Origin of the sequence: Denitrobaculum tricleocarpae (genome assembly GCF_007004665.1) — a bacterium.
Classification (GTDB): Bacteria; Pseudomonadota; Alphaproteobacteria; order Kiloniellales; family Kiloniellaceae; genus Denitrobaculum; species Denitrobaculum tricleocarpae.
This window is the reverse complement of record NZ_ML660054.1, coordinates 348892-367612: the sequence shown is the minus strand read 5'-3', so window position 1 is coordinate 367612 and position 18721 is coordinate 348892. Positions and strand designations below refer to the sequence as shown.

General features: G+C 59.5%; 16 protein-coding genes. 9 read left to right on the top strand and 7 right to left on the bottom strand.

The window, feature by feature from the left end; genetic code table 11:
* Positions 1–60: 60 nt before the first annotated feature.
* Together FKG95_RS10775 and ruvX are read right to left on the bottom strand one after the other, a co-directional pair.
* Positions 61–1305: a CaiB/BaiF CoA transferase family protein gene (locus FKG95_RS10775; protein ID WP_142896354.1), complete on the bottom strand. Its 1245-nt coding sequence runs from the start codon at positions 1303–1305 to the stop codon at positions 61–63.
* A 141-nt stretch (positions 1306–1446) separates the two neighbouring features.
* A complete protein-coding gene (ruvX, locus tag FKG95_RS10770; protein ID WP_142896673.1) occupies positions 1447–1956 on the bottom strand; it encodes a Holliday junction resolvase RuvX in 510 nt (169 codons plus the stop codon).
* A gap of 155 nt (positions 1957–2111) precedes the next feature.
* On the opposite strand from ruvX, the gene FKG95_RS10765 reads away from it, so the two are divergent.
* Positions 2112–2573, top strand: a complete 462-nt coding sequence (locus tag FKG95_RS10765; RefSeq protein ID WP_142896353.1) for a DUF3291 domain-containing protein — start codon at positions 2112–2114, stop codon at positions 2571–2573.
* A gap of 19 nt (positions 2574–2592) precedes the next feature.
* Here FKG95_RS10765 and FKG95_RS10760 read toward each other — a convergent pair whose 3' ends face one another.
* The 3 genes from FKG95_RS10760 to FKG95_RS10750 are packed head-to-tail and all read right to left on the bottom strand — an operon-like array spanning position 2593 to position 5746.
* A complete protein-coding gene (locus FKG95_RS10760) occupies positions 2593–3339 on the bottom strand; it encodes a glycosyltransferase family 2 protein (protein WP_142896352.1) in 747 nt (248 codons plus the stop codon).
* A complete protein-coding gene (locus FKG95_RS10755; RefSeq protein WP_142896351.1) occupies positions 3336–4796 on the bottom strand; it encodes an MptA/MptB family glycosyltransferase in 1461 nt (486 codons plus the stop codon). Before FKG95_RS10755 ends, FKG95_RS10760 begins: the two co-directional genes overlap by 4 nt.
* An 11-nt stretch (positions 4797–4807) precedes the next feature.
* Complete coding sequence (locus tag FKG95_RS10750) at positions 4808–5746, bottom strand: DUF547 domain-containing protein (RefSeq protein WP_218940158.1); 939 nt, start codon at positions 5744–5746, stop codon at positions 4808–4810.
* Between the two features lie 308 nt (positions 5747–6054).
* Here FKG95_RS10750 and FKG95_RS10745 point away from each other — a divergent pair, with 308 nt between their 5' ends.
* From FKG95_RS10745 to FKG95_RS10735, 3 genes are read left to right on the top strand one after another with little or no spacing between them, the layout of a single operon-like run.
* Positions 6055–7203 (top strand): efflux RND transporter periplasmic adaptor subunit, encoded by a 1149-nt coding sequence (locus FKG95_RS10745; RefSeq protein ID WP_179954042.1) that lies wholly within the window; start codon positions 6055–6057, stop codon positions 7201–7203.
* A gap of 19 nt (positions 7204–7222) precedes the next feature.
* Positions 7223–10360, top strand: coding sequence for an efflux RND transporter permease subunit (locus FKG95_RS10740; protein WP_142896349.1), 3138 nt, complete (start codon positions 7223–7225; stop codon positions 10358–10360).
* Positions 10361–10402: 42 nt separating this feature from the next.
* Positions 10403–11029 carry a dimethylsulfonioproprionate lyase family protein gene (locus tag FKG95_RS10735; RefSeq protein ID WP_142896348.1) on the top strand — a complete coding sequence of 209 codons (627 nt, stop codon included), beginning with the start codon at positions 10403–10405 and terminating at the stop codon, positions 11027–11029.
* A gap of 1 nt (position 11030) precedes the next feature.
* On the opposite strand, the gene FKG95_RS10730 is transcribed toward FKG95_RS10735, so the two are convergent.
* Positions 11031–11549 carry a GNAT family N-acetyltransferase gene (locus tag FKG95_RS10730; protein WP_179954041.1) on the bottom strand — a complete coding sequence of 173 codons (519 nt, stop codon included), beginning with the start codon at positions 11547–11549 and terminating at the stop codon, positions 11031–11033.
* Positions 11550–11930: 381 nt separating this feature from the next.
* Between FKG95_RS10730 and gatC the strand changes: the two genes are divergently transcribed.
* The 4 genes from gatC (at position 11931) to FKG95_RS10710 (ending at position 16412) form a co-directional block, all read left to right on the top strand.
* Positions 11931–12218, top strand: coding sequence for an Asp-tRNA(Asn)/Glu-tRNA(Gln) amidotransferase subunit GatC (gene gatC / locus FKG95_RS10725; protein WP_142896346.1), 288 nt, complete (start codon positions 11931–11933; stop codon positions 12216–12218).
* A complete protein-coding gene (gatA, locus tag FKG95_RS10720; protein ID WP_142896345.1) occupies positions 12218–13690 on the top strand; it encodes an Asp-tRNA(Asn)/Glu-tRNA(Gln) amidotransferase subunit GatA in 1473 nt (490 codons plus the stop codon). Before gatC ends, gatA begins: the two co-directional genes overlap by 1 nt.
* 38 nt (positions 13691–13728) lie before the next feature.
* Positions 13729–15180: an Asp-tRNA(Asn)/Glu-tRNA(Gln) amidotransferase subunit GatB gene (gatB, locus tag FKG95_RS10715; RefSeq protein ID WP_142896344.1), complete on the top strand. Its 1452-nt coding sequence runs from the start codon at positions 13729–13731 to the stop codon at positions 15178–15180.
* A gap of 86 nt (positions 15181–15266) precedes the next feature.
* A complete protein-coding gene (locus tag FKG95_RS10710; protein WP_142896343.1) occupies positions 15267–16412 on the top strand; it encodes a trans-sulfuration enzyme family protein in 1146 nt (381 codons plus the stop codon).
* Positions 16413–16477: 65 nt separating this feature from the next.
* Here the strand turns inward: FKG95_RS10710 and FKG95_RS10705 are convergent, their stop codons facing one another.
* Positions 16478–16702, bottom strand: coding sequence for a hypothetical protein (locus FKG95_RS10705; RefSeq protein WP_142896342.1), 225 nt, complete (start codon positions 16700–16702; stop codon positions 16478–16480).
* A gap of 863 nt (positions 16703–17565) precedes the next feature.
* Between FKG95_RS10705 and FKG95_RS10700 the strand changes: the two genes are divergently transcribed.
* Positions 17566–18672, top strand: a complete 1107-nt coding sequence (locus tag FKG95_RS10700; RefSeq protein ID WP_179954040.1) for a porin — start codon at positions 17566–17568, stop codon at positions 18670–18672.
* The last annotated feature ends 49 nt before the right edge of the window (positions 18673–18721 follow it).

The following is an 18721-nucleotide window of genomic DNA, read 5'->3' as shown; positions in this document are numbered from 1 at the left end:
GTGAAAAGGGAGATTTTGCAGAGTGCAAATCTGCGCCGTTCCGCGCCCGAATTCTGCTCTTCAGATCACACCGCTGTCGCGGAGTCCGGCGATCTCGTTCTCTGACAGTTCCAGCAGTTCCTGCAGCACTTCCTCGGAATGCTGGCCCGCGGTCGGTGGTGGCCGCCGGTAGGTGACCGGCGTGCCGGAATACTTGATCGGGTTGGCGATCAGATCCACCTCGCCGCTTTGGGATTCCGGGTAGGGCATGGTCAGTTTCATGCCGCGCGCCCGGATTTGCGGATCCTCAAAGACCTGATCGAGCGTGTTTACGGGGCCCGAGGGGACATGGATATCCGCCAGTCCCTCGACCCATTCCTGCTGGGTTTTGCGCTTCGTGACGTCCGGTAGCAGCGCGTAGAGGGCTTCGCGGTTTTTGACCCGGTCGGAATTGGTTGCGAAACGGGGGTCTTCGGCGAGTTCCGGCGCGCCGGCATAGTCGCAAAAGCTTTTGAACTGCCGGTCGTTGCCGACCGCGAGAATGAAAAAGCCGTCGGCGGCGGGCATGACTTTGTAGGGCACGATGTTGGCGTGCTCGTTGCCCAACCGGGTTGGTACTTTGCCCGAGGTCAGGTAGTTCAGGCCTTCGTTGACCAGCCAGGAGACCTGGGTGTCCAGCAGAGCCAGATCGATTTGCTGACCTTTCCCTGTTTGCGTGCGGTGGTGAAGGGCCGCGAGGATTGCCGAGCTGGCGTACATGCCGCACATGACGTCGGCGATGCCGACACCGACCTTCATGGGCGCTCCGTCGCTTTCGCCGGTCAGGCTCATGATACCGCCGATGCCCTGGGCCAGATAGTCATAGCCGGCGCGCGGCGCATAGGGACCGGTCTGGCCGAAGCCGGTGATGGAACAATAGATCAGGCCGGGAAACTCGTCCTTCAGGTCGTCGTAGGAGAGGCCGTATTTGGCCAGGCCGCCGACCTTATAGTTCTCCACCAGAATATCCGACTGTGCGATCAGGCGTTTGGCCAGTGCCTGTCCCTCCGGCTTGCTGATATCGATGGCCAGCGAGCGCTTGTTGCGGTTGGAGGAGAGGTAATAGGCGCTTTCCTTGGTGTCTTCGCCCTTCGTATTCCTGATGTAGGGCGGGCCCCATTTCCGGGTGTCGTCACCTTGTCCCGGCCGTTCGATCTTGATGATGTCCGCTCCCAGGTCACCAAGCAGCTGGGTGCAGGTCGGACCGGCGAGAATGCGGGTCAGATCGAAAACGCGAAGGCCGGCGAGAGGTCCGCTTGCTTCTGGAGTGGAAGGATTGTCGGTCATGGTCGTTTCTTATCTCGTTCGATGAAATGCGGCCCGGTTTCTTAAAGCGCCGGTTTGTTAAAGCACAGGTGGCAGGGGTTAGACCAGCGGGCCGGGCACGCGCGGCAGGGTTATCGCGAACAAGGCCAGCGCGCTCGCTCCTTAGGTGGGCGGTGAGGGCTCGCTCTCCTGCGCTCGGCTCTGGTTTGCAAGCGCATCCAGCGCCCCCTGCAGGATGTAGGCGGCGGCCATTTTATCGACCACGTCCGCCCGGCGTTTCCGCGTCATGTCGGCTTCGCCGACCAGAAAACGCTCAACCGCGGAGGTCGAAAGGCGTTCATCCCAGAAGGCGATCGGCTGCGTAAAACCGGCTTTGTCGATCAGGTTTTGGGCGAGTTGGCGCACCGACTGGCAGCGTGGCCCTTCGGTGCCGTCCATGTTGACCGGCAATCCCATGATCAGGCCGCCGACCTCGCGTTCCTTGCAAATGCCTGCGAGTTCCTTGGCGTCCTTGGTGAACTTACTGCGCTTAATCGTGCCGATGGGGGAGGCAACCATGAAGCCGCCATCCGATATCGCCAAACCGATGGTCTTGGTTCCCGGATCGAGGCCCAGCAGGCGCAGGCCCTTTGGAACCTTGGACAGAAGATCGGTGAAGGCGACGAGAGGCAAGACGGTTGCTTTCAAAGGTTTTAGCGTCAGGGCAGAAGAACCTGCACAGACATACAGAAGCGGCTGCAAGCGGGCAAGGCGGGCAGAACGGGCTTGAGATTTCGGTAAAGCTGGGCATAGCTAACGGCGTGAGAAAAACAGAGAGGGATGACTCCATGCAGCTCGCGGAACTGAACCTAGGCCGTCTGTCTCAGCCGATCGATCATCCGGATATCGCTGAATTCGCCGACAACCTGGATCGCATCAACGGTCTGGCAGATCGGATGCCGGGCTTCGTCTGGCGCTTTCAGGACGACAGCGGCAATGCAACCTCTGTCCAGGCCTTTGACGATCCCCTGATCATCGCCAATATGTCTGTCTGGGAAACCGCCGCCGACCTCGAGCGCTTTGTCTGGGGAACCATTCACCGCAAGTTTTACGAGCGCCGGGACGAGTGGTTCGGAAAGATGACCGAACATCACTTCGTGATGTGGTGGGTCGAGGAGGGCCATCGCCCGGATCTTGCCGAGGCCAAAGCGAAACTGGCTCATCTTCAGGCGCATGGTCCCAGTGACGAGGCTTTCGGCTGGGCCGACCTGCGCTCCGCCAAGCTCTGGGAAAAATCCCGCTGCGCCTGATATGCGGTGCTGACCGGGCTCAAATCTTAGCGAAACGCCGGCCGATCATTGCGGCCAGGATGACGTAGATGATCTTTGTCCCGGCGAGGATCGTGCCTTTCAGCGTGCCCGAGATTTTTGATTGTCCGATGCGGCGGCGATAGCTGACCGGCACCTCGCGGATCTTTAATTGCCGTTGTGATGCCTTGATCTGCATTTCGACGGTCCAACCGAAGTCCCTGTCACGCAGGTCGAGCTGATCTAGCGCGGCCCGGCTGATCGCCCGAAAGGGACCGAGGTCCGTGTAGCGGGTACGCCAGATCAAACGGATCAGCGCGCAGGCGAGACTGTTTCCGGCGCGTTGTTGCGGGGTCAGGGAATCGCGTGGATTGCTGCGCAGCGTGCGAGAGCCGATGACCAGTTCGGCCAGCCCCGAGACAATAGGGTCCACAAGCAGGTCCATTTCGCCGGGGTAGTCGCTGTAATCGGCGTCCAAGAACACGACGACATCGGACTTCCTGTTTGACTTCTGGCTGTTTGACTTCTGGCTGTTTGACCTCTGAAGATGGGCAAGTCCGCATTGGCAGGCCTGTCCGTAGCCCCTGCGGGGTTCCATCAGGACTGTGGCGCCGGCATCTCTCGCAACACCGGCGGTGTTGTCGCTTGAGCCGTTATCGACGACGATGATCTCGGTTACCCAGTCAGGTATGGCCGCGATGACCTTGCCGATTGACGCCTCTTCGTTGAGGGCCGGAATAATCGTCGTGATCTGTGTATCAGATCTCATGTTTCGGGACTCCTCTGGCGGACAGGGATCGGGGTGAGAGTGCCTCCCGCCTTCCTTGACGCAAGCCATTGCCAAGCCAGCATTCCCAGTACCGGGCCAAACTGGATCCAGGCAAAGACGCGCTCCGTTATCGCAGCGAATTCGTTGGCCTCGAAGACGAAGCGCAGATAGTAAAGCGGCAGGAGCGCCGTCATCAGCAGCAAGGGTATGGAGGGCTGAATGACCAGGAAGGGCAGCAGCCAGCTGTAGTACCAGGGATACTGTGTCGGGCTCAGCAGGAAGAGCAGGGCAGCGATAAAGAGGAAGCGCCGTGCGGTCTCGGCGGGTTCTCGGATATCATCGCGATTGATGCCCACGGCGACGCTGACGATCACTAGGGCGATAGCAAAACGCGCAATGCGCGCGGCGTCCAGCGACGTCAGCGAAAAAACATCGAGCAGGGCTGCGGAAAGCCAGGCAATCAAGCCGAAGAGGGCATCATTTCGTTGCCAGGATTGCGCGTAGGCGACGAAGCCGGAGTCCTGGCTGAAACCGGCCCAAAGGATGGGCGTCGCCAGAAGGCTTATGATCGTGCCGAAAATCAAGAGCGGCGCGAGGGCCTGGCGCCAACGGGCGGCAAGAGGCCTCAATAGGCTAGGGAGCAACAGGACGGGCCAGACCTTGCAGCCGGCCGCTAGCGCGAGCGTCACGCTCGCCCAGGCCGTCCGGCTTTTGAGAGCGAGCAAAAGCGTTGCGAGAAGAAAGGGAACGAGGACGGCGTCCATATGGGCCGAATTGAAGAATTCCTTCACCAGCAACGGATTGCACCAGTAAAGCGCTGACCAGATCACCGGGCGGCCAAGCCGCCGCAGGATTGCGACAAGCAGCCCCAGCGAGATGAGATCGAAAGCCAAGATGACCGCGCGCCACGCCATCAGGCTCCAGGGCTCCAGCCAATTGGCCAGAAGGAATGACGCTTGAGCGACAGGCGGATAGATGCTGCGCAGAACCGGATAGGTGACCCGCTCAAGCAGGCCGTCGGATTCCCTGGCAAGCTCCCGCAGGGCAGTGGGGGCGTCGCCTTGCAGAATGTTCCCGGGGGCATGGGCAAAGGGGTTTTGTCCTGCCGCGGTGACGGCGCCATCCCAGAGATAGCGGAAGTAATCGTTCTCGAGCATCGGCGTCGAAGGCAACATGAGAAGGCGCATCGCCAAGCCGACCAGCAGAAGCCAGATAAGGGCGTAGCCGATGCCTTGGTCTTTGTCGCCCCATCGCAGAATGTAACCGCAGAGCATCAAATAGATGACGCCGCCAGTCATACCGATCCCCACGAGCCAGAAGATCGGGGAGAGGCCGACGATTGCCTGCGAGAGCTGGTGATGGGAGAGCAGAAGCAGAAGGAGTGACGAAGCGGCGAGACAGAGTCCGCAGAAGACTATGGGTATTGCTGCCGTCTTCGCCGTATGGCTCCTGTGCAAGGGTTGAACGATCAGCTGCCGCGGCTACGCCACTCCTGAGCGGTTTTGCGTTTCTTGCTGGACTTCGTAAAGGCCACCGTGCCGTTCAGGTCCCAATCGTAACGGTCGTCGCTGACTTTCGTGACATCCGCGAGGGCGGCCTTCAAATCCGGGTTGGCGTACTGCTTCAGATGGGCGATGACGCCGGCATCATCGCCGCCGAAGTCTTCTTCGAACCAGTCGTAAATGCTGGAGACGACCAGGCGTCCCCCGACAATCTCGGCACCGCGTTTGTGGTTGATATACGCCACCGCGCCCGCGTCGAGGAATTCTTCCGTGTTGGCCGCCGTCATGGCGCTCGTCTGCAGGTTCGGGCAACCGATCGAAGCGCAGTTTACGGCATAGTGGATTCGGGGATCCTGCCAGATCGGCCTGAGAATCCGGTGCTCGATGTCGTCCAGGCTGAGCTGTTCACCCTCGATGGTTACCAGCTTCTTGCCCCAGGGACCGTCGCTGAAGAGGCCCGGCGAGATATCGATGTCGCGGATCGAGGCGACCGGGAACGCGTCAAGGACCGTCACGACCGTCAGGGCATTATAGAGGTTCACCCAGTAGGCTTGCTGTTCGGCGCGGTTCAGGCCGGAAACTCTTGTCGCCGTCAGCGCATCGATGTAATCGGCGAGCTTGCGTTTGTCGGCACGGCTGACGCCGGCATAGTCGACCCGGTTCACGCCATCTGCATGCTCGGAGACGTAACGTGACAGAAATGCGTCCCAGGCGTCATGTTGGAGCACTGTGGTTGAAGCCGGATCATGGGCGCTCCAGCGTTCCCAGAGTTCAGCCGAAGGTGCGGCGCGGACCGACTGCGCGGCAACGAGAAGCGCGATCGAGATCAAGCCAACGAGCAGTATGCGGTACGAGCCCTGAAAGGCTGCCGGGGACAGGGCTGCCGTTTTAGCCTGCTTTCGCATTGTTTCTTCTCCTGACGAATGCTGAATATCGGGGCGTTTGCTACTCAGGAGCTAAGCGCGGGAGGCTTCACCTGCCAGTCAAGCGAGATAACAAGATCGCGATTGGCAGTGAGAGATTAACCCCAAGTAGTACGGGAGCTCAGGCAAGACGTGAACAGGGTTGAGCCTGGATTGAAAGGCGACTCTTGGCGTTTTCTAGTGTTAGGATGGTCGCAACAAATCGCGTCAGCACCTATGTTAGACGCTTTAAAACAAATCGCTTTCCGGAGTCTCTCACCAAGAGAACCTCGGGACTTCCGGAGCGGCAGGTGAGTTGGGGCATTGCTATGCAGTTCAGGCACTTCGCTATCGCATCTCTTGTTGTGACCGCTGTTGCCATTGGTTCCGGAACTCGTGAGAGACCGGCGCTGGCGCAACAGGCTGCGGAACCGCCGAGCGTCATCGTTGTCCCTGCGGAGCGGCGGGATATCACACCTACCTTTTCCTATCTCGGCCGGGCTGAAGCGGTCGACACGGTTGAGCTACGAGCGCGTGTGTCTGGCTTTCTCGAAAAACGGAACTTTCGGGAAGGAACAGAGATCAAGGCCGGTGAGGTGCTTTTCGAGATTGAACGGGATACCTATGAGATCACCGTTCAACAGCGTGAGGCCGATCTGACGGGCGCTAAAGCCACCTTGCAGAATGCGCAGGCGGATTTTTCCCGCAAAGAGACACTGGTGAAGCGTGGAACAGCGAGTGAAGCCTCGCTCGATTCGGCGAGAGCAACCCTCGGAACTGGCCGTGCATCGGTTCTGCAGGCGGAGGCGGCTTTGCGGGCGGCAAATCTGGACCTGAGCTACACAGAGGTCATCAGCCCCATCGACGGAAAGATCAGCCGTGCGCGCTACAGTGTCGGCAACTTCGTTGGGCCGAACAGCGAACCCCTGGCCACCGTTATCTCACTCGATCCGATCTACGTGACCATTGCGGTCAGCGAGAAGCAACTGATCGAAGCGCGCCGTCAGGGTATCAACCTGGACAACCCGGTTGTCGCGCCTTCGCTTCAGCTCTCCGATGGCAGCTTCTATGAGCATCCCGGTGAATTCGACTATCTCGATTCAACGGTAAACCAGAGCACCGATACGGTGACGGCGCGGGCGGTTTTTCCCAATCCGGAACGCCTGCTCTTGCCGGGAGAATTCGTGACTGTTGTTGTACGTCAGATAACGCCGCAATCCGCTGTGGTTATTCCGCAGGCTTCGGTTCAGAAGGATCAGAAAGGTTACTTCGTCCTGGTGGTCGACCGGGCCAATAAGGTGGAAGTTCGGCGGGTCACGTTGGGCGATCAGGTCGAGATGGATTGGGTCGTCAACGACGGCCTGACCGAGGGCGAGCAGGTGATCGTGCAGGGCTTGCAGAAAGTACAGCCCGAAATGCTGGTCAATCCGGTCACCATGACCGGCGGCGGCCAGGGATAATCCCAGGGACAGACACTTTATGCTTTCCGCGTTTTTTATCGATCGCCCGAAGTTCGCGTTCGTTATCTCCATCGTCATTACCCTTGCCGGCATCCTCTCCGTCTATTCCATCCCCGTGTCGGAGTATCCCGAGATCACGCCACCGCAGGTCAAGGTCACCACCAGCTATCCGGGGGCCAGTGCCTCTGTGGTGCAGGAGTCGGTTGCCTCATTGATTGAGGCACAGGTGAACGGCGTCGACGATATGATTTACATGTCGTCGACCAGCTCGAATGACGGCAGCTACGAGTTGACGGTTACCTTCGAGGTCGGAACCGATCCGGACATCGCCGCGGTCAACGTGCAGAACCGGGTGGCCGTCGCCAATGCCCAGCTGCCGCTCGAGGTCACCCGGCAAGGCGTCGTGACCAGGAAGCAATCCTCCAGCATGCTGCTGGTGGTCAACCTTGTTTCACCCAACAACACCCATGACGCGCTCTTTCTCAGCAATTACGCCTCGATCAATATCGAGGATGTGCTGGCGCGGGTGAATGGTGTCGGCAGTGTGTCGCAGTTCGGCGCGCTGGATTACGGCATGCGGGTCTGGCTGGATCCGAACAGACTGTCTTCACTCCAGCTGACAACCACCGACATCTCGAATGCGATCGAAAGCCAGAACATCCAGGCGACCGCCGGGCAGCTCGGCGCGCCACCCTACAACGGGGCACCCCAGTTTCAGTATTCCATTCAGGCGAAAGGCCGGCTGGTCAGCGTCGAGGAGTTCGGCAACATTATCGTGCGGGCGGCCGGCGACGGTTCGATTGTGCGCCTTCGGGATGTGGCACGGCTCGAACTGGGGTCGCAATCCTATGGCGCGATTTCCAAGCTGAACAACAGACCGGCGGCTTCGATCGCCGTTTATCAATCGCCGGGCGCGAACGCTCTGGGCGTCGCGGACACGGTGTATGCCGAACTGGACCGGATGGCGGAGCGTTTTCCGCCGGATATGGAATACCGGATCCTCTATGACACGACCAAGGCGGTTCGGGCCTCTATCGCGGAAGTGCTCGAGACGCTGATGATCACCTTCGCGCTGGTGGTGGCCGTAACTTTCCTGTTCCTGGCGGATTGGCGCTCGACCATTATTCCGACACTGGCGATCCCCGTCTCCCTGATCGGCACCTTCGCGGTGCTCTTTCTGGTCGGATTTTCGGCCAACACCATCACGCTTTTCGCCATCATTCTGGCGATCGGCATCGTGGTTGATGACAGCATTGTCGTGGTGGAAAACGTGCAACGCATCATGTCCGAGACCGGTCAGAACGCACGTGATGCGACCCGGCAGGCGATGAAGGAAGTCACCGGGCCCGTGGTCGCGACCACGCTGGTGCTGCTTGCGGTTTTCGTTCCGGTTTCCTTTATGCCCGGCATTACGGGCGAACTCTATAAGCAGTTCTCCGTGACCATCTGTGTTGCCGTCTCGATCTCTTCGATCAACGCGCTGACCCTCTCGCCGGCGCTTTGCTCACTGCTGTTGAAGCCGGGAAGCGGCAATCCCCGCGGACCGCTGCGGCTTTTCGCCAATCTGGTCGATAAGACCCGGGACGGCTATGCCTGGGTGGTCGCGCGCATGATCCGCGCGACCGCTTTGAGCATCATGGTCTTCGGCGTCTTCGTGGGCGCCACCGTCTATATGTTCCAGTCTGTCCCGACGGGCTTTATTCCCCTGGAGGACAAGGGCGTCTTTTTCGGCAATATCCAACTTCCGGATGGCGCGTCCCTGTCCCGGACCGAACTGGTGGCCGATCGGGCAAGTGAGATGCTGTTGGAGATCGAGGGTGTCACCGATGTGATCGCGATCAGCGGCTTCAGTATTCTCGGGGGCGCGGCCTCCAACTCGGCGCTGCTGATCCCGATTTTGAGTGACTGGGATGAAAGAACCGAACCCGATCAGCAATGGTTTGCTATTCTGAGGCAGATCAATCAGCGCCTGGCGGGTATGATCGAGGCGGAGGCCTTTGCCTTCCCGGTTCCGCCGATCGCCGGTCTTGGCACGGGTGGCGATGTCGAGGCGCAACTTCAGGATTTCCTGGGGCGGAGCCCGCAGGAGCTGGCCTCGGCCATGCGCAGCCTTGTGTTCAGCGCGAACCAGAGGCCCGAACTCTCGAGTGTCTTTAGTACTTTTTCGGCCAACGTACCCCAGCTGTTCCTTGAAGTGGACCGGGACAAGGCTGAAGCGCTGGGGCTTTCGATCGCCGAGATCTTCTCTACGCTTCAGGCCAACCTGGGATCGTCTTACATCAATGATTTCAACCTCTTCGGAAAAGTTTATCGCGTCATCATTCAAGCCGAGGCCGATGATCGGGATGCCATCGACGATATCAGCCAGCTTCATGTCCGCAATGCCGCCGGGGAGATGGTTCCGCTCAACGCGCTCGTCGAGTTGAAGCCGATCCTGGGACCGCTCTCGATCACCCGCTACAACCTTTACCAATCGGCGTCCCTGACCGGTTCGAGCGCTGACGCCTTCAGCACCGGCGATGCCATTGCCGCGATGGAGGAGGTGGCCGCGGAGGCCTTGCCGGAGGGTTACGGTATTCAATGGACCGGGACCTCACAGCAGGAACTGGAGGCCGGCGGCCTTATCCTCTTCATTTTCGGTCTGGCATTTATCTTTGCGTACCTCTTTCTGGTGGCGCAGTACGAGAGCTGGACAGTACCGCTGTCAGTGGTGACCTCGGTGGTTATTGCGGCCTTCGGAGCCCTGGTGCCCTTGATGCTCTTTCCCTTCCTGGACAACAATCTCTACGCCCAGATCGGCCTGGTCATGCTGATCGGCCTGGCCAGTAAAAGTGCGATCCTGATCGTCGAGTTTGCCAAGGAGCGCCGGGAGCAGGGGCTCTCTATCCAGGAGGCCGCCCAACAGGCGGCCCGGCTTCGCTTCCGCGCGGTCATGATGACGGCGTTATCCTTTATCCTGGGTGTCCTGCCGCTGATCTTTGCCACCGGTGCCGGCGCGGCCAGCCGTGTTTCGGTTGGTTTTGTCGTCTTCGGTGGAATGCTGGCGGCGACCGCGATCGGGATTTTCTTTATTCCGGTGCTCTACTGCCTCTTCCAGGGCTTCCGGGAGAAGATCAAAGGAACGCCAAAGACAGCTGACGTTGCGCCCGCAGAGTAGTTGCACCGGGAGCGTAAAAGCGAGAGCGGGATTTGACCCAAGATGACGACGGCTTTCGAGACATATGAGCTGGAACCGGGCGCGCGTGAGAAGTTCGACCTATTGCTCGGCGAACTGGCCAGGGCCTATGAAGCCGAGGGGCGGCCGGGAGGGGATGAGGCGGTAACCGCCTTGAAGTCCGCGATAGGCCGGCCCTTTCGCCGGCGGCCGGGACGATCAGACGCGGGACCTTTGCTCGAGGCGGCATGCGGTCTTGTTAATGCCCTTCCAATTGCGCGGAGGGTTCTCGAGTGCGCTTCTCTGTTGGACTGGGAATGCTGGGAAGGCACGGGGCTGGCGGAGGATATTTCCTCAAACCTCCACACGACAGAGCTCGTTGGTCCCGACGGTCACATCTATGCGGAGTCGGCGCGGGTCGGGCTGCTGGTCTCCGAACGCGGTACGGATTATCCCATCTCCAGCCATTCAGGCGAAGAAACTTATCTGGTGATTGCCGGCGTTGCAGAATGGACCGTAGGCGCGCAGGATTACACGCCGCAGCCACCTGGCAGCCTGGTTCATCACCCGGCCTGGGTCCCGCATGGACGGCGTACGGCAAATGAACCTTTTCTCGGGGCCTGGCGCTGGAGTGGAGATCTCGATCTTTCGAGCTTCAGCGTATCCGAATGAATCACAAATCGATGTAATAGGCGTCGACGAGGTTGCCCTGGCGGCGTGTCGGGTATTGCCCTTCTTTGGCTGCTTCGTACTTGAAACCAAGTTTTTTCAGAACTCTGGTCGATCTTACGTTTTCCTGGTCGACCGTGGCAACGATCCGTCTGACGTGCAGGTGATCGCGTGCATAGGTGATCAACGGTTCGATGGCCTCGAAGACATAGCCCCGGCCCCAGTAGAGCTGTCCCACGAAGTAGCCCAGGGTCCAGGTATTGTCTTTGAGCTTACTGTCGATTGAGACGGCGCCGATCAATTTGCCCTCGTCGCGCAGGTAAATACCGAAGTGTTCCGGGGAGAGCTTTTCGTGGTCTTTGCGGACCTTGAGAATCCAGTCGATGGCGTCTCTTTGCTTGTAAGGGAAAGGAGGCGCGATAAGCCATTGGGCAACCTCCCAGTTGTTGAGGATCTTCACCAAATCGTCTTTGTCGTCCATCTCGACCGGGCCGAGCTCCAGACGCTTTGTTCTTATCCGCATTGGTGGGTGGACCCGGTCAAATACTGATTTTTGTTCTAAAGGTAGCATTCAATCACGCTATCAGAATTCCATCACGCCAGCAGTCAGGCCATCGGCGCAGGAGACGACCTGTTCGGCCCGGACATCGGAACATCCGGGCGGGGCAGGAGGGTGTGCCATAGATTCCATTGAATTTGAAGAGCGGATTTCAGGCAAAGACAAGCTTCAATTCAACCATAGCCTCGGACAGCGCCAGTCTCAATCACGGCCCTTCGCAGCCTTGGCATTGCGGGGGCGAAACGCCGGTGCTATTTTCCGCGCGCTTCGATCCCGCCGCGGGGTTTGGCCAGGTCTGGCCGGGCTTATAGCGGGATCTCCCAAAGAACGAGAACAGGACCCGTTATGGCTGTCGATAAGGACACCGTCGCGCGGATCGCTAAATTGGCGCGGATCCGCATACCCGAGGAACAGCAGGAAGCCCTGACCGGCGAACTGACCGAAATCCTGAACTGGGTCGAGCAACTTTCCGAGCTCGATACCGAGGGCGTCGAGCCCATGACCTCGGTGGTGGCCATGAGCCTGCCGCAACGCCAGGACGTGGTGACGGATGGCAACTGCGCCGACAAGGTTCTGAAAAACGCGCCCGAGGGCGCTCACGGCTTCTTCGCCGTTCCAAAGGTGGTCGAATAATGTCCAAGCTGACCCATCTTTCCCTCACCGAGGCCCGGGACGGCCTGGCGAAGGGCGATTTTTCCGCGCGCGAGCTGACCCAGGCTCATGTCGAGGCGGTCGAGGCCTGCCGCTCTTTGAATGCCTTTATCACCGAGACGCCCGAGCAGGCGCTGAGCGGGGCCGATGCTTCCGACGAGCGCCGCCGGAAGGGAAACGCCGGCGTGCTCGAGGGTATCCCGCTGGCGATTAAGGACCTCTTCTGCACGCAGGATGTCCTGACCACGGCGGGTTCTCATATCCTGGACGGCTTCCAGCCGCAGTATGAATCGACCGTGTCCGCCAATCTCTGGGCGGCCGGCGCGGTCATGCTGGGCAAGACCAACCTGGATGAGTTCGCCATGGGGTCGTCCAATATGACCAGCTACTACGGTGGCGTGGAAAATCCCTGGCGGCGCAGCGGCAGCAACGAGCCACTGGTGCCCGGGGGATCCTCCGGCGGTTCCGCGGCGGCTGTGGCTGCGCGCTGTGCTTTGGGCGCGACCGGGACCGACACAGGCGGCTCGATCCGTCAACCGGCGGCTTTCTGCGGCATTGTCGGCATGAAGCCGACCTATGGCCGCTGCTCGCGCTGGGGCACGGTTGCCTTTGCGTCTTCTCTGGATCAGGCGGGGCCGATGACCCGCACAGTGCGCGATGCGGCCATCATGCTCCGTGGCATGGCCGGTCATGATCCCAAGGACTCTACGAGCGTGGATACGCCGGTGCCCGACTACGAAGCGGCTATGACCGGTGATGTACGTGGCCTCAAGGTCGGCATCCCCAAGGAATACCGGATCGACGGAACGCCTGCCGAGATCGACGCCGTCTGGAAACAGGGCATTGAATGGCTGAAAGCTGCGGGTGCGGAGATGGTCGATATCAGCCTGCCGCACACCAAGTATGCGCTGCCGACCTACTACATCATCGCCCCAGCGGAGGCTTCCTCCAATCTCGCACGCTACGATGGCGTGCGCTATGGCCTGCGGGTTCCAGGCGAGACTCTCGATGAAATGTACGAGGCAACCCGGGGCGAGGGCTTCGGCGCCGAGGTTAAACGCCGGATCCTGATCGGAGCCTATGTGCTCTCGGCCGGTTATTACGACGCCTACTACAACAAGGCGCGCCGGATCCGCACTCTGATCGCCAACGACTTCAAGGCGGCCTACGAAAAGGTCGATGTCGTCCTGACGCCGACTGCGCCCAGCGCGGCTTTCGGTATGGGCGACAAGATGGACGACCCGGTCGCCATGTATCTCAACGACGTCTTCACGGTTCCCGCTAGCCTCGCGGGTCTGCCCGGGATTTCGATTCCGGCGGGCCTCTCGGGCGAAGGTCTGCCGCTGGGCCTGCAACTGCTCGGACAACCCTTCGAGGAGGGGACGCTGATGAAGGTTGCCGAGGTGCTGGAGAGCGCGGCCGAGTTTGATGCCTTACCCCAGATCATTTCGTGATCCGGTTGATTTGAGGCAAAGAGGAAAGACGAGCAGTCATGACGATAATCGAAGGTAAAACGGGCCCCTGGGAAATGGTGATCGGCTTGGAAGTCCATGCCCAGGTGATCGCCAACTCAAAGCTCTTCTCCGGCGCGGCGACCGCGTTCGGCGCCGAGCCGAACAGCCAGGTTTCGCTGGTGGACGCGGCCATGCCCGGCATGCTGCCTGTGATCAACGAGATGGCGGTCGAGCAGGCGGTCAAGACCGGCCTTGGGTTGAACGCGAAGATCAACCTCTTCTCCGAGTTCGAGCGGAAGAATTACTTCTACGCCGATCTGCCGCAGGGCTATCAGATCTCTCAGTTTCTGCATCCGATCGTGGGTGAGGGAACCATCATCCTGGACCTGGAAGACGGCAAGACCCGTGAAGTCGGGATCGAGCGCCTGCATCTGGAGCAGGATGCGGGCAAGAGTCTGCACGATCAGCATCCGACCATGTCCTACATCGATCTCAATCGCTCCGGCGTGACCCTGATGGAGATCGTCTCCAAGCCGGATATGCGCTCGGCGGAAGAAGCGGGGGCTTATTTGCGCAAGCTGCGGTCGATCCTGCGCTACCTTGGGACCTGCGACGGCAATATGGACGAGGGCTCCATGCGGGCCGACGTGAACCTTTCCATGCGGCGGCCCGGCGAGCCCTTTGGCACCCGGACAGAGACCAAGAACGTGAACTCGATCCGTTTCGTACAGCAGTCCATCGAGCTGGAGGCAAAGCGCCAGGTCGCGATCCTGGAAGAGGGCGGAACCATCGATCAGGAGACGCGCCTGTTCGATGCCAGCAAAGGCACCAGCCGCTCCATGCGCAGCAAGGAAGAGGCGCATGATTACCGCTACTTCCCGGACCCGGACCTGCTGCCCCTGAAGATCGACGGGGCCTGGGTTGAGTCGCTGAAGAAGGAGCTGCCGGAACTGCCGGACGCCAAGAAGCAGCGCTTTATCGATGAGTTCGGTCTGCCCGTCTATGACGCGGGCGTTCTGGTCGCCGATCAGGAGACTGCGGCTTTCTATGAGACCGTGGCCAAGGGCCGGGATCCCAAGCTGGCGGCCAACTGGGTCATCGGCGATTACTTCGGTGCTCTGAACCGAACCAGTGGCGCCAACCTGGGCAATGCGCCGGTGGATGCCACGAAACTGGGCGGTCTGATCGACCTGATCGCGGACGGCACGATTTCCGGACGCACGGCGAAAGAGGTCTTCGAGGCCATGTGGGACAGCGGCAAGGACGCCGCGGCCATCGTCGAAGAAAAGGGTCTGAAGCAGATCAGCGACACCGGCGCCCTCGAGGGGATCGTCGATCAGCTGATTGCGGATAACCCCGGACAGGTCGAGCAGTACCAGGGCGGCAACGCCAAACTGATCGGCTGGTTCGTCGGGCAGGTCATGAAAGCGACCCAGGGCAAGGCCAATCCAGGCATGGTCAATCAGCTGCTCAAGAAGAAGCTTGGTTGAATTCGGATCCGGCGGCCGGGGCGCGTGCTTGAGGTACCTGCAACCGGGCTATGGCTTTTTAGGTCTCTGCAGGCTATCCAGACTCCATGACTGACTCCGATACGCGCCGGCCCGCGACCCTGGCCGCTCAATCTCTCGAGAGCATCGATCCCGCAAGCGGCGGTGTGGTGCCGGCGATCCAGCCCTCGACGACCTTCGTGCGTGACCGGGACTATGAACCCTTGGTCGACGGGCGTATTTATGCCCGCGACCAGGCACCCACGCCCGAACACGCGGAAGGCCTGCTGGCCCGTCTCGAGGGCGGCAAGGATGCCATGCTCTTTGCATCGGGCATGGCCGCCGCGACCGCCGTGGTCCAAGCCTTGCGGCCCGGGGATCACATCGTGGCCCAGGACGTCATGTACTGGACCCTGCGCGCCTGGATGATCTCCTTCTGCGCTGACTGGGGTATCGGACTGGATCTGGTCGACGGGACAAAGGACGGCGCTTTCGAGGCAGCGATTAAGCCGGGCCAGACCAAACTGGTTTGGGTCGAAACGCCGGCTAATCCGACCTGGGATATTATCGATATTGCCGCCGTTGCAAAGGTGACGCATGCCGCCGGTGCCAAGCTGGTTGTCGACTCGACCGTCGTGACGCCGGTTCTATCCCAGCCGCTCGCGCTGGGCGCCGACATCGTCTTCCATTCCGCAACAAAGTACCTGAACGGCCACAGCGATGTCCTCGCTGGCGCTCTCGTGACTGCGGAGGACGACCCCTTCTGGGCGCGAATCAAAGACAATCGCCTGAACATCGGCGGTGTTCTCGGCACCTTTGAGGCCTGGTTGCTCTTGCGCGGTATGCGAACGCTTTACCTGCGCGTTGAACGTTGCTGTTCGAACGCCATGGCCATCGCCTGTCATTTTGACGGACATCCCGCCATCGACGCGGTGCTCTATCCTGGCCTGGAGAGCCATCCCCGGCATGCGGTTGCGCGCCATCAGATGCCGGGCGGTTTTGGCGGCATGTTGTCGTTACGGGTCAAGGGGGGGCGGGAAGCGGCCCTGCGCTGCGTCGCGAATCTGCGCTGTTTTCAGCGGGCGACATCGCTCGGCGGAGTGGAGAGCCTTGTCGAGCATCGGGCTTCTGTTGAAGGGCCGGACAGCCCAATCCCGGACGATATGCTACGGCTGTCGGTCGGTATCGAGGACATCGATGACCTGATCGCGGACTTGGAATCGGCCTTGGCCTAAGAGGGCGCATTCCCCTCCGTAGGCCCTTGTGGGTTAGGCCATGGCCTAAACCGTCGGATTAACGTTTAGTGCGTCACCGTGGAGCGCGTACGCCCGCGAGCGCCGCGGGAGATCTTCACGATTTCTGCAGGTTCTTCGCTTTCCCTGCCGGCAAGTGCCAGAAGCTCGCGCCGGCCCTGTTCCAGCCGCGCCAGTTCTCTGGCGTCGTCACGGTCATAGACTTCTACGCAGCTCAATTTGATTTCCACCAGGTCGATAAGTGTTTCGACCGTTCCCCGAGAGAGTGACATCCGATGCTCCTAATGCGGCAGTGCGTCTTAAATCTGACCGTCTTTCACTACGGGTGCGAAAAGACCGAATCAGCCCCTAAATCAAATGGTTAGAGAAAGGTTTGCAGTCTTGATCGCTTCCATCAAAAACCCCCGTCCTCTCAAGGAACTTTGGGCGGCACGTGCTTAAGATTGAGTGAATACGATTGAGTTTCTTCAAACAAAATCCGTGCTCTAAAGAGAACTGATCAATCTCACCTTAAAGTTTCATGGCTTAGCTATTTGTGTTCACCGTCAATCACATAAAATTCTGCTAACCATTTGAATTAAATTTTAGTTTTAGAGATTTCGTTCGAGGCAAGAGATTTGAGCCGTTCGGCCGGGCAAGACGGTTCGGTTCAGGGACATGCCCGAATTCCCATCTCGCCGTGCCCACTCGGGTTCTGAACAGGATCTTCTCGCGGGGAGCGGAACTCTGGGCTAAAGGGCGCCTCGGGAAGATGGATTTGCGCGAGGGTCGGCAAGCGACCAGGAACTTCAAGAACTGGGGCATATGCTCTCAGAATGGACCTCGTTACCGTCATCTTCTGATGGCTTTTCTGACGCCTTTTTCTAACTTGCAGCAGTCCAAGCCATCTTCAGAAAACCATTACCTGTTTGACAGGAGTCTTTTCCTCTGTATTTTATTAAGAATGATAATGATTCGCGATTGCAAGGCTCGTGAATCGAAATCTGAGATTTTTCTGATTGAAATGTAATAACATAACATTTATGGAAACCAGCAGCGCATCCTCGGTCGACACTGAGGTGCCTTTGGAAAGATGCCTCGTGTGAAAGCCGGAAGACCGGGTTTGCAACTGGGTGAGTTGTGGAAAGGAACGAAGTTGACTACTCGAAATGAATTGCTGCGCGAATCGAGCCGTGTTTCGCTGATCGCAGCGTCTGCGTTTGCCGTTACGCTCTGCGGTGCGGCGGGTGCGAAAGCCGAAGAGCCGATCAAGCTCGGGCTGTCCGGATACATGGAACAGTTCTTCGGCTACGCCGACAACGATACCGATCAGGATCACTTCGACCAAAAGAGCGACACCGAGGTTGAATTCGGCGGTGAGACGACGCTGGACAACGGGATTTCCTTCGGTGCGGCAGTGGTTCTCAACGGCAACACTGATAACGAGGAGCAGATTGCAGAGAGCTATGCTTACGTCGAAGGAAACTTCGGCCGCGGCGAAATCGGCTCACGTGACAATGCGGCGGCAATTATGCAATACGCCGCTCCGGACGTCGGTATCGGTTTGAACGATGGCGACGTATCGGACTGGATTGAGAACACGACCTCTTCCGACGCTGATTCCGCCTTCGAATCAACCTTCCTGTTTCTGGGTGAGGACAAGGCCAACAAAATCACCTATTTCACGCCGCGTTTTTCGGGCGTTCAGGTCGGCGTGTCGTACATTCCCGAATTCGAACGCGATGATAACGCTCAGCCGGCGGAGGATCTTTACGAGAACGGTTTTGCCGTGGGTGTGAACTTCGTGGAGACCCTGGGTGAAGTCGATGTGGCACTGGCTGCCGGTTTTCTAACGGCCTCGGCACCAAACGGCGGTGATGACGATGCCGAAGGTTACAGCCTCGGCTTCAACCTTGGTTACGCGGGCTTTACCGTCGGCGGATCCTACGCCCACACAGAGGGTAATGCCGGCGCCGGTACAGACACCGCAACGTCATTCGATGGCAATGGCTACGACATCGGCGTTGCCTATGCCTGGGACTCCGCCGCGGTCAGTCTGTCGTACCTGCATGGCGAGGTCGAAGGCCTGGTCGGTACGGATGGCGACGATGAAAACGATACGGTCATGCTGTCCGGCAGTTACGGCATCGGCCCCGGCGTTGATGTGATCGGTTCGATCTTTGCGACCGAATATGACGGCGATGCCGCCGACAGCAGTAACGAAGGCTGGGGCGTTGTTACGGGTCTGGTCTTAAGCTTCTGAGGTTTCGCCGGTTTTTGCCCGCCCGGCGAAAACGATGAAATGTGCGACG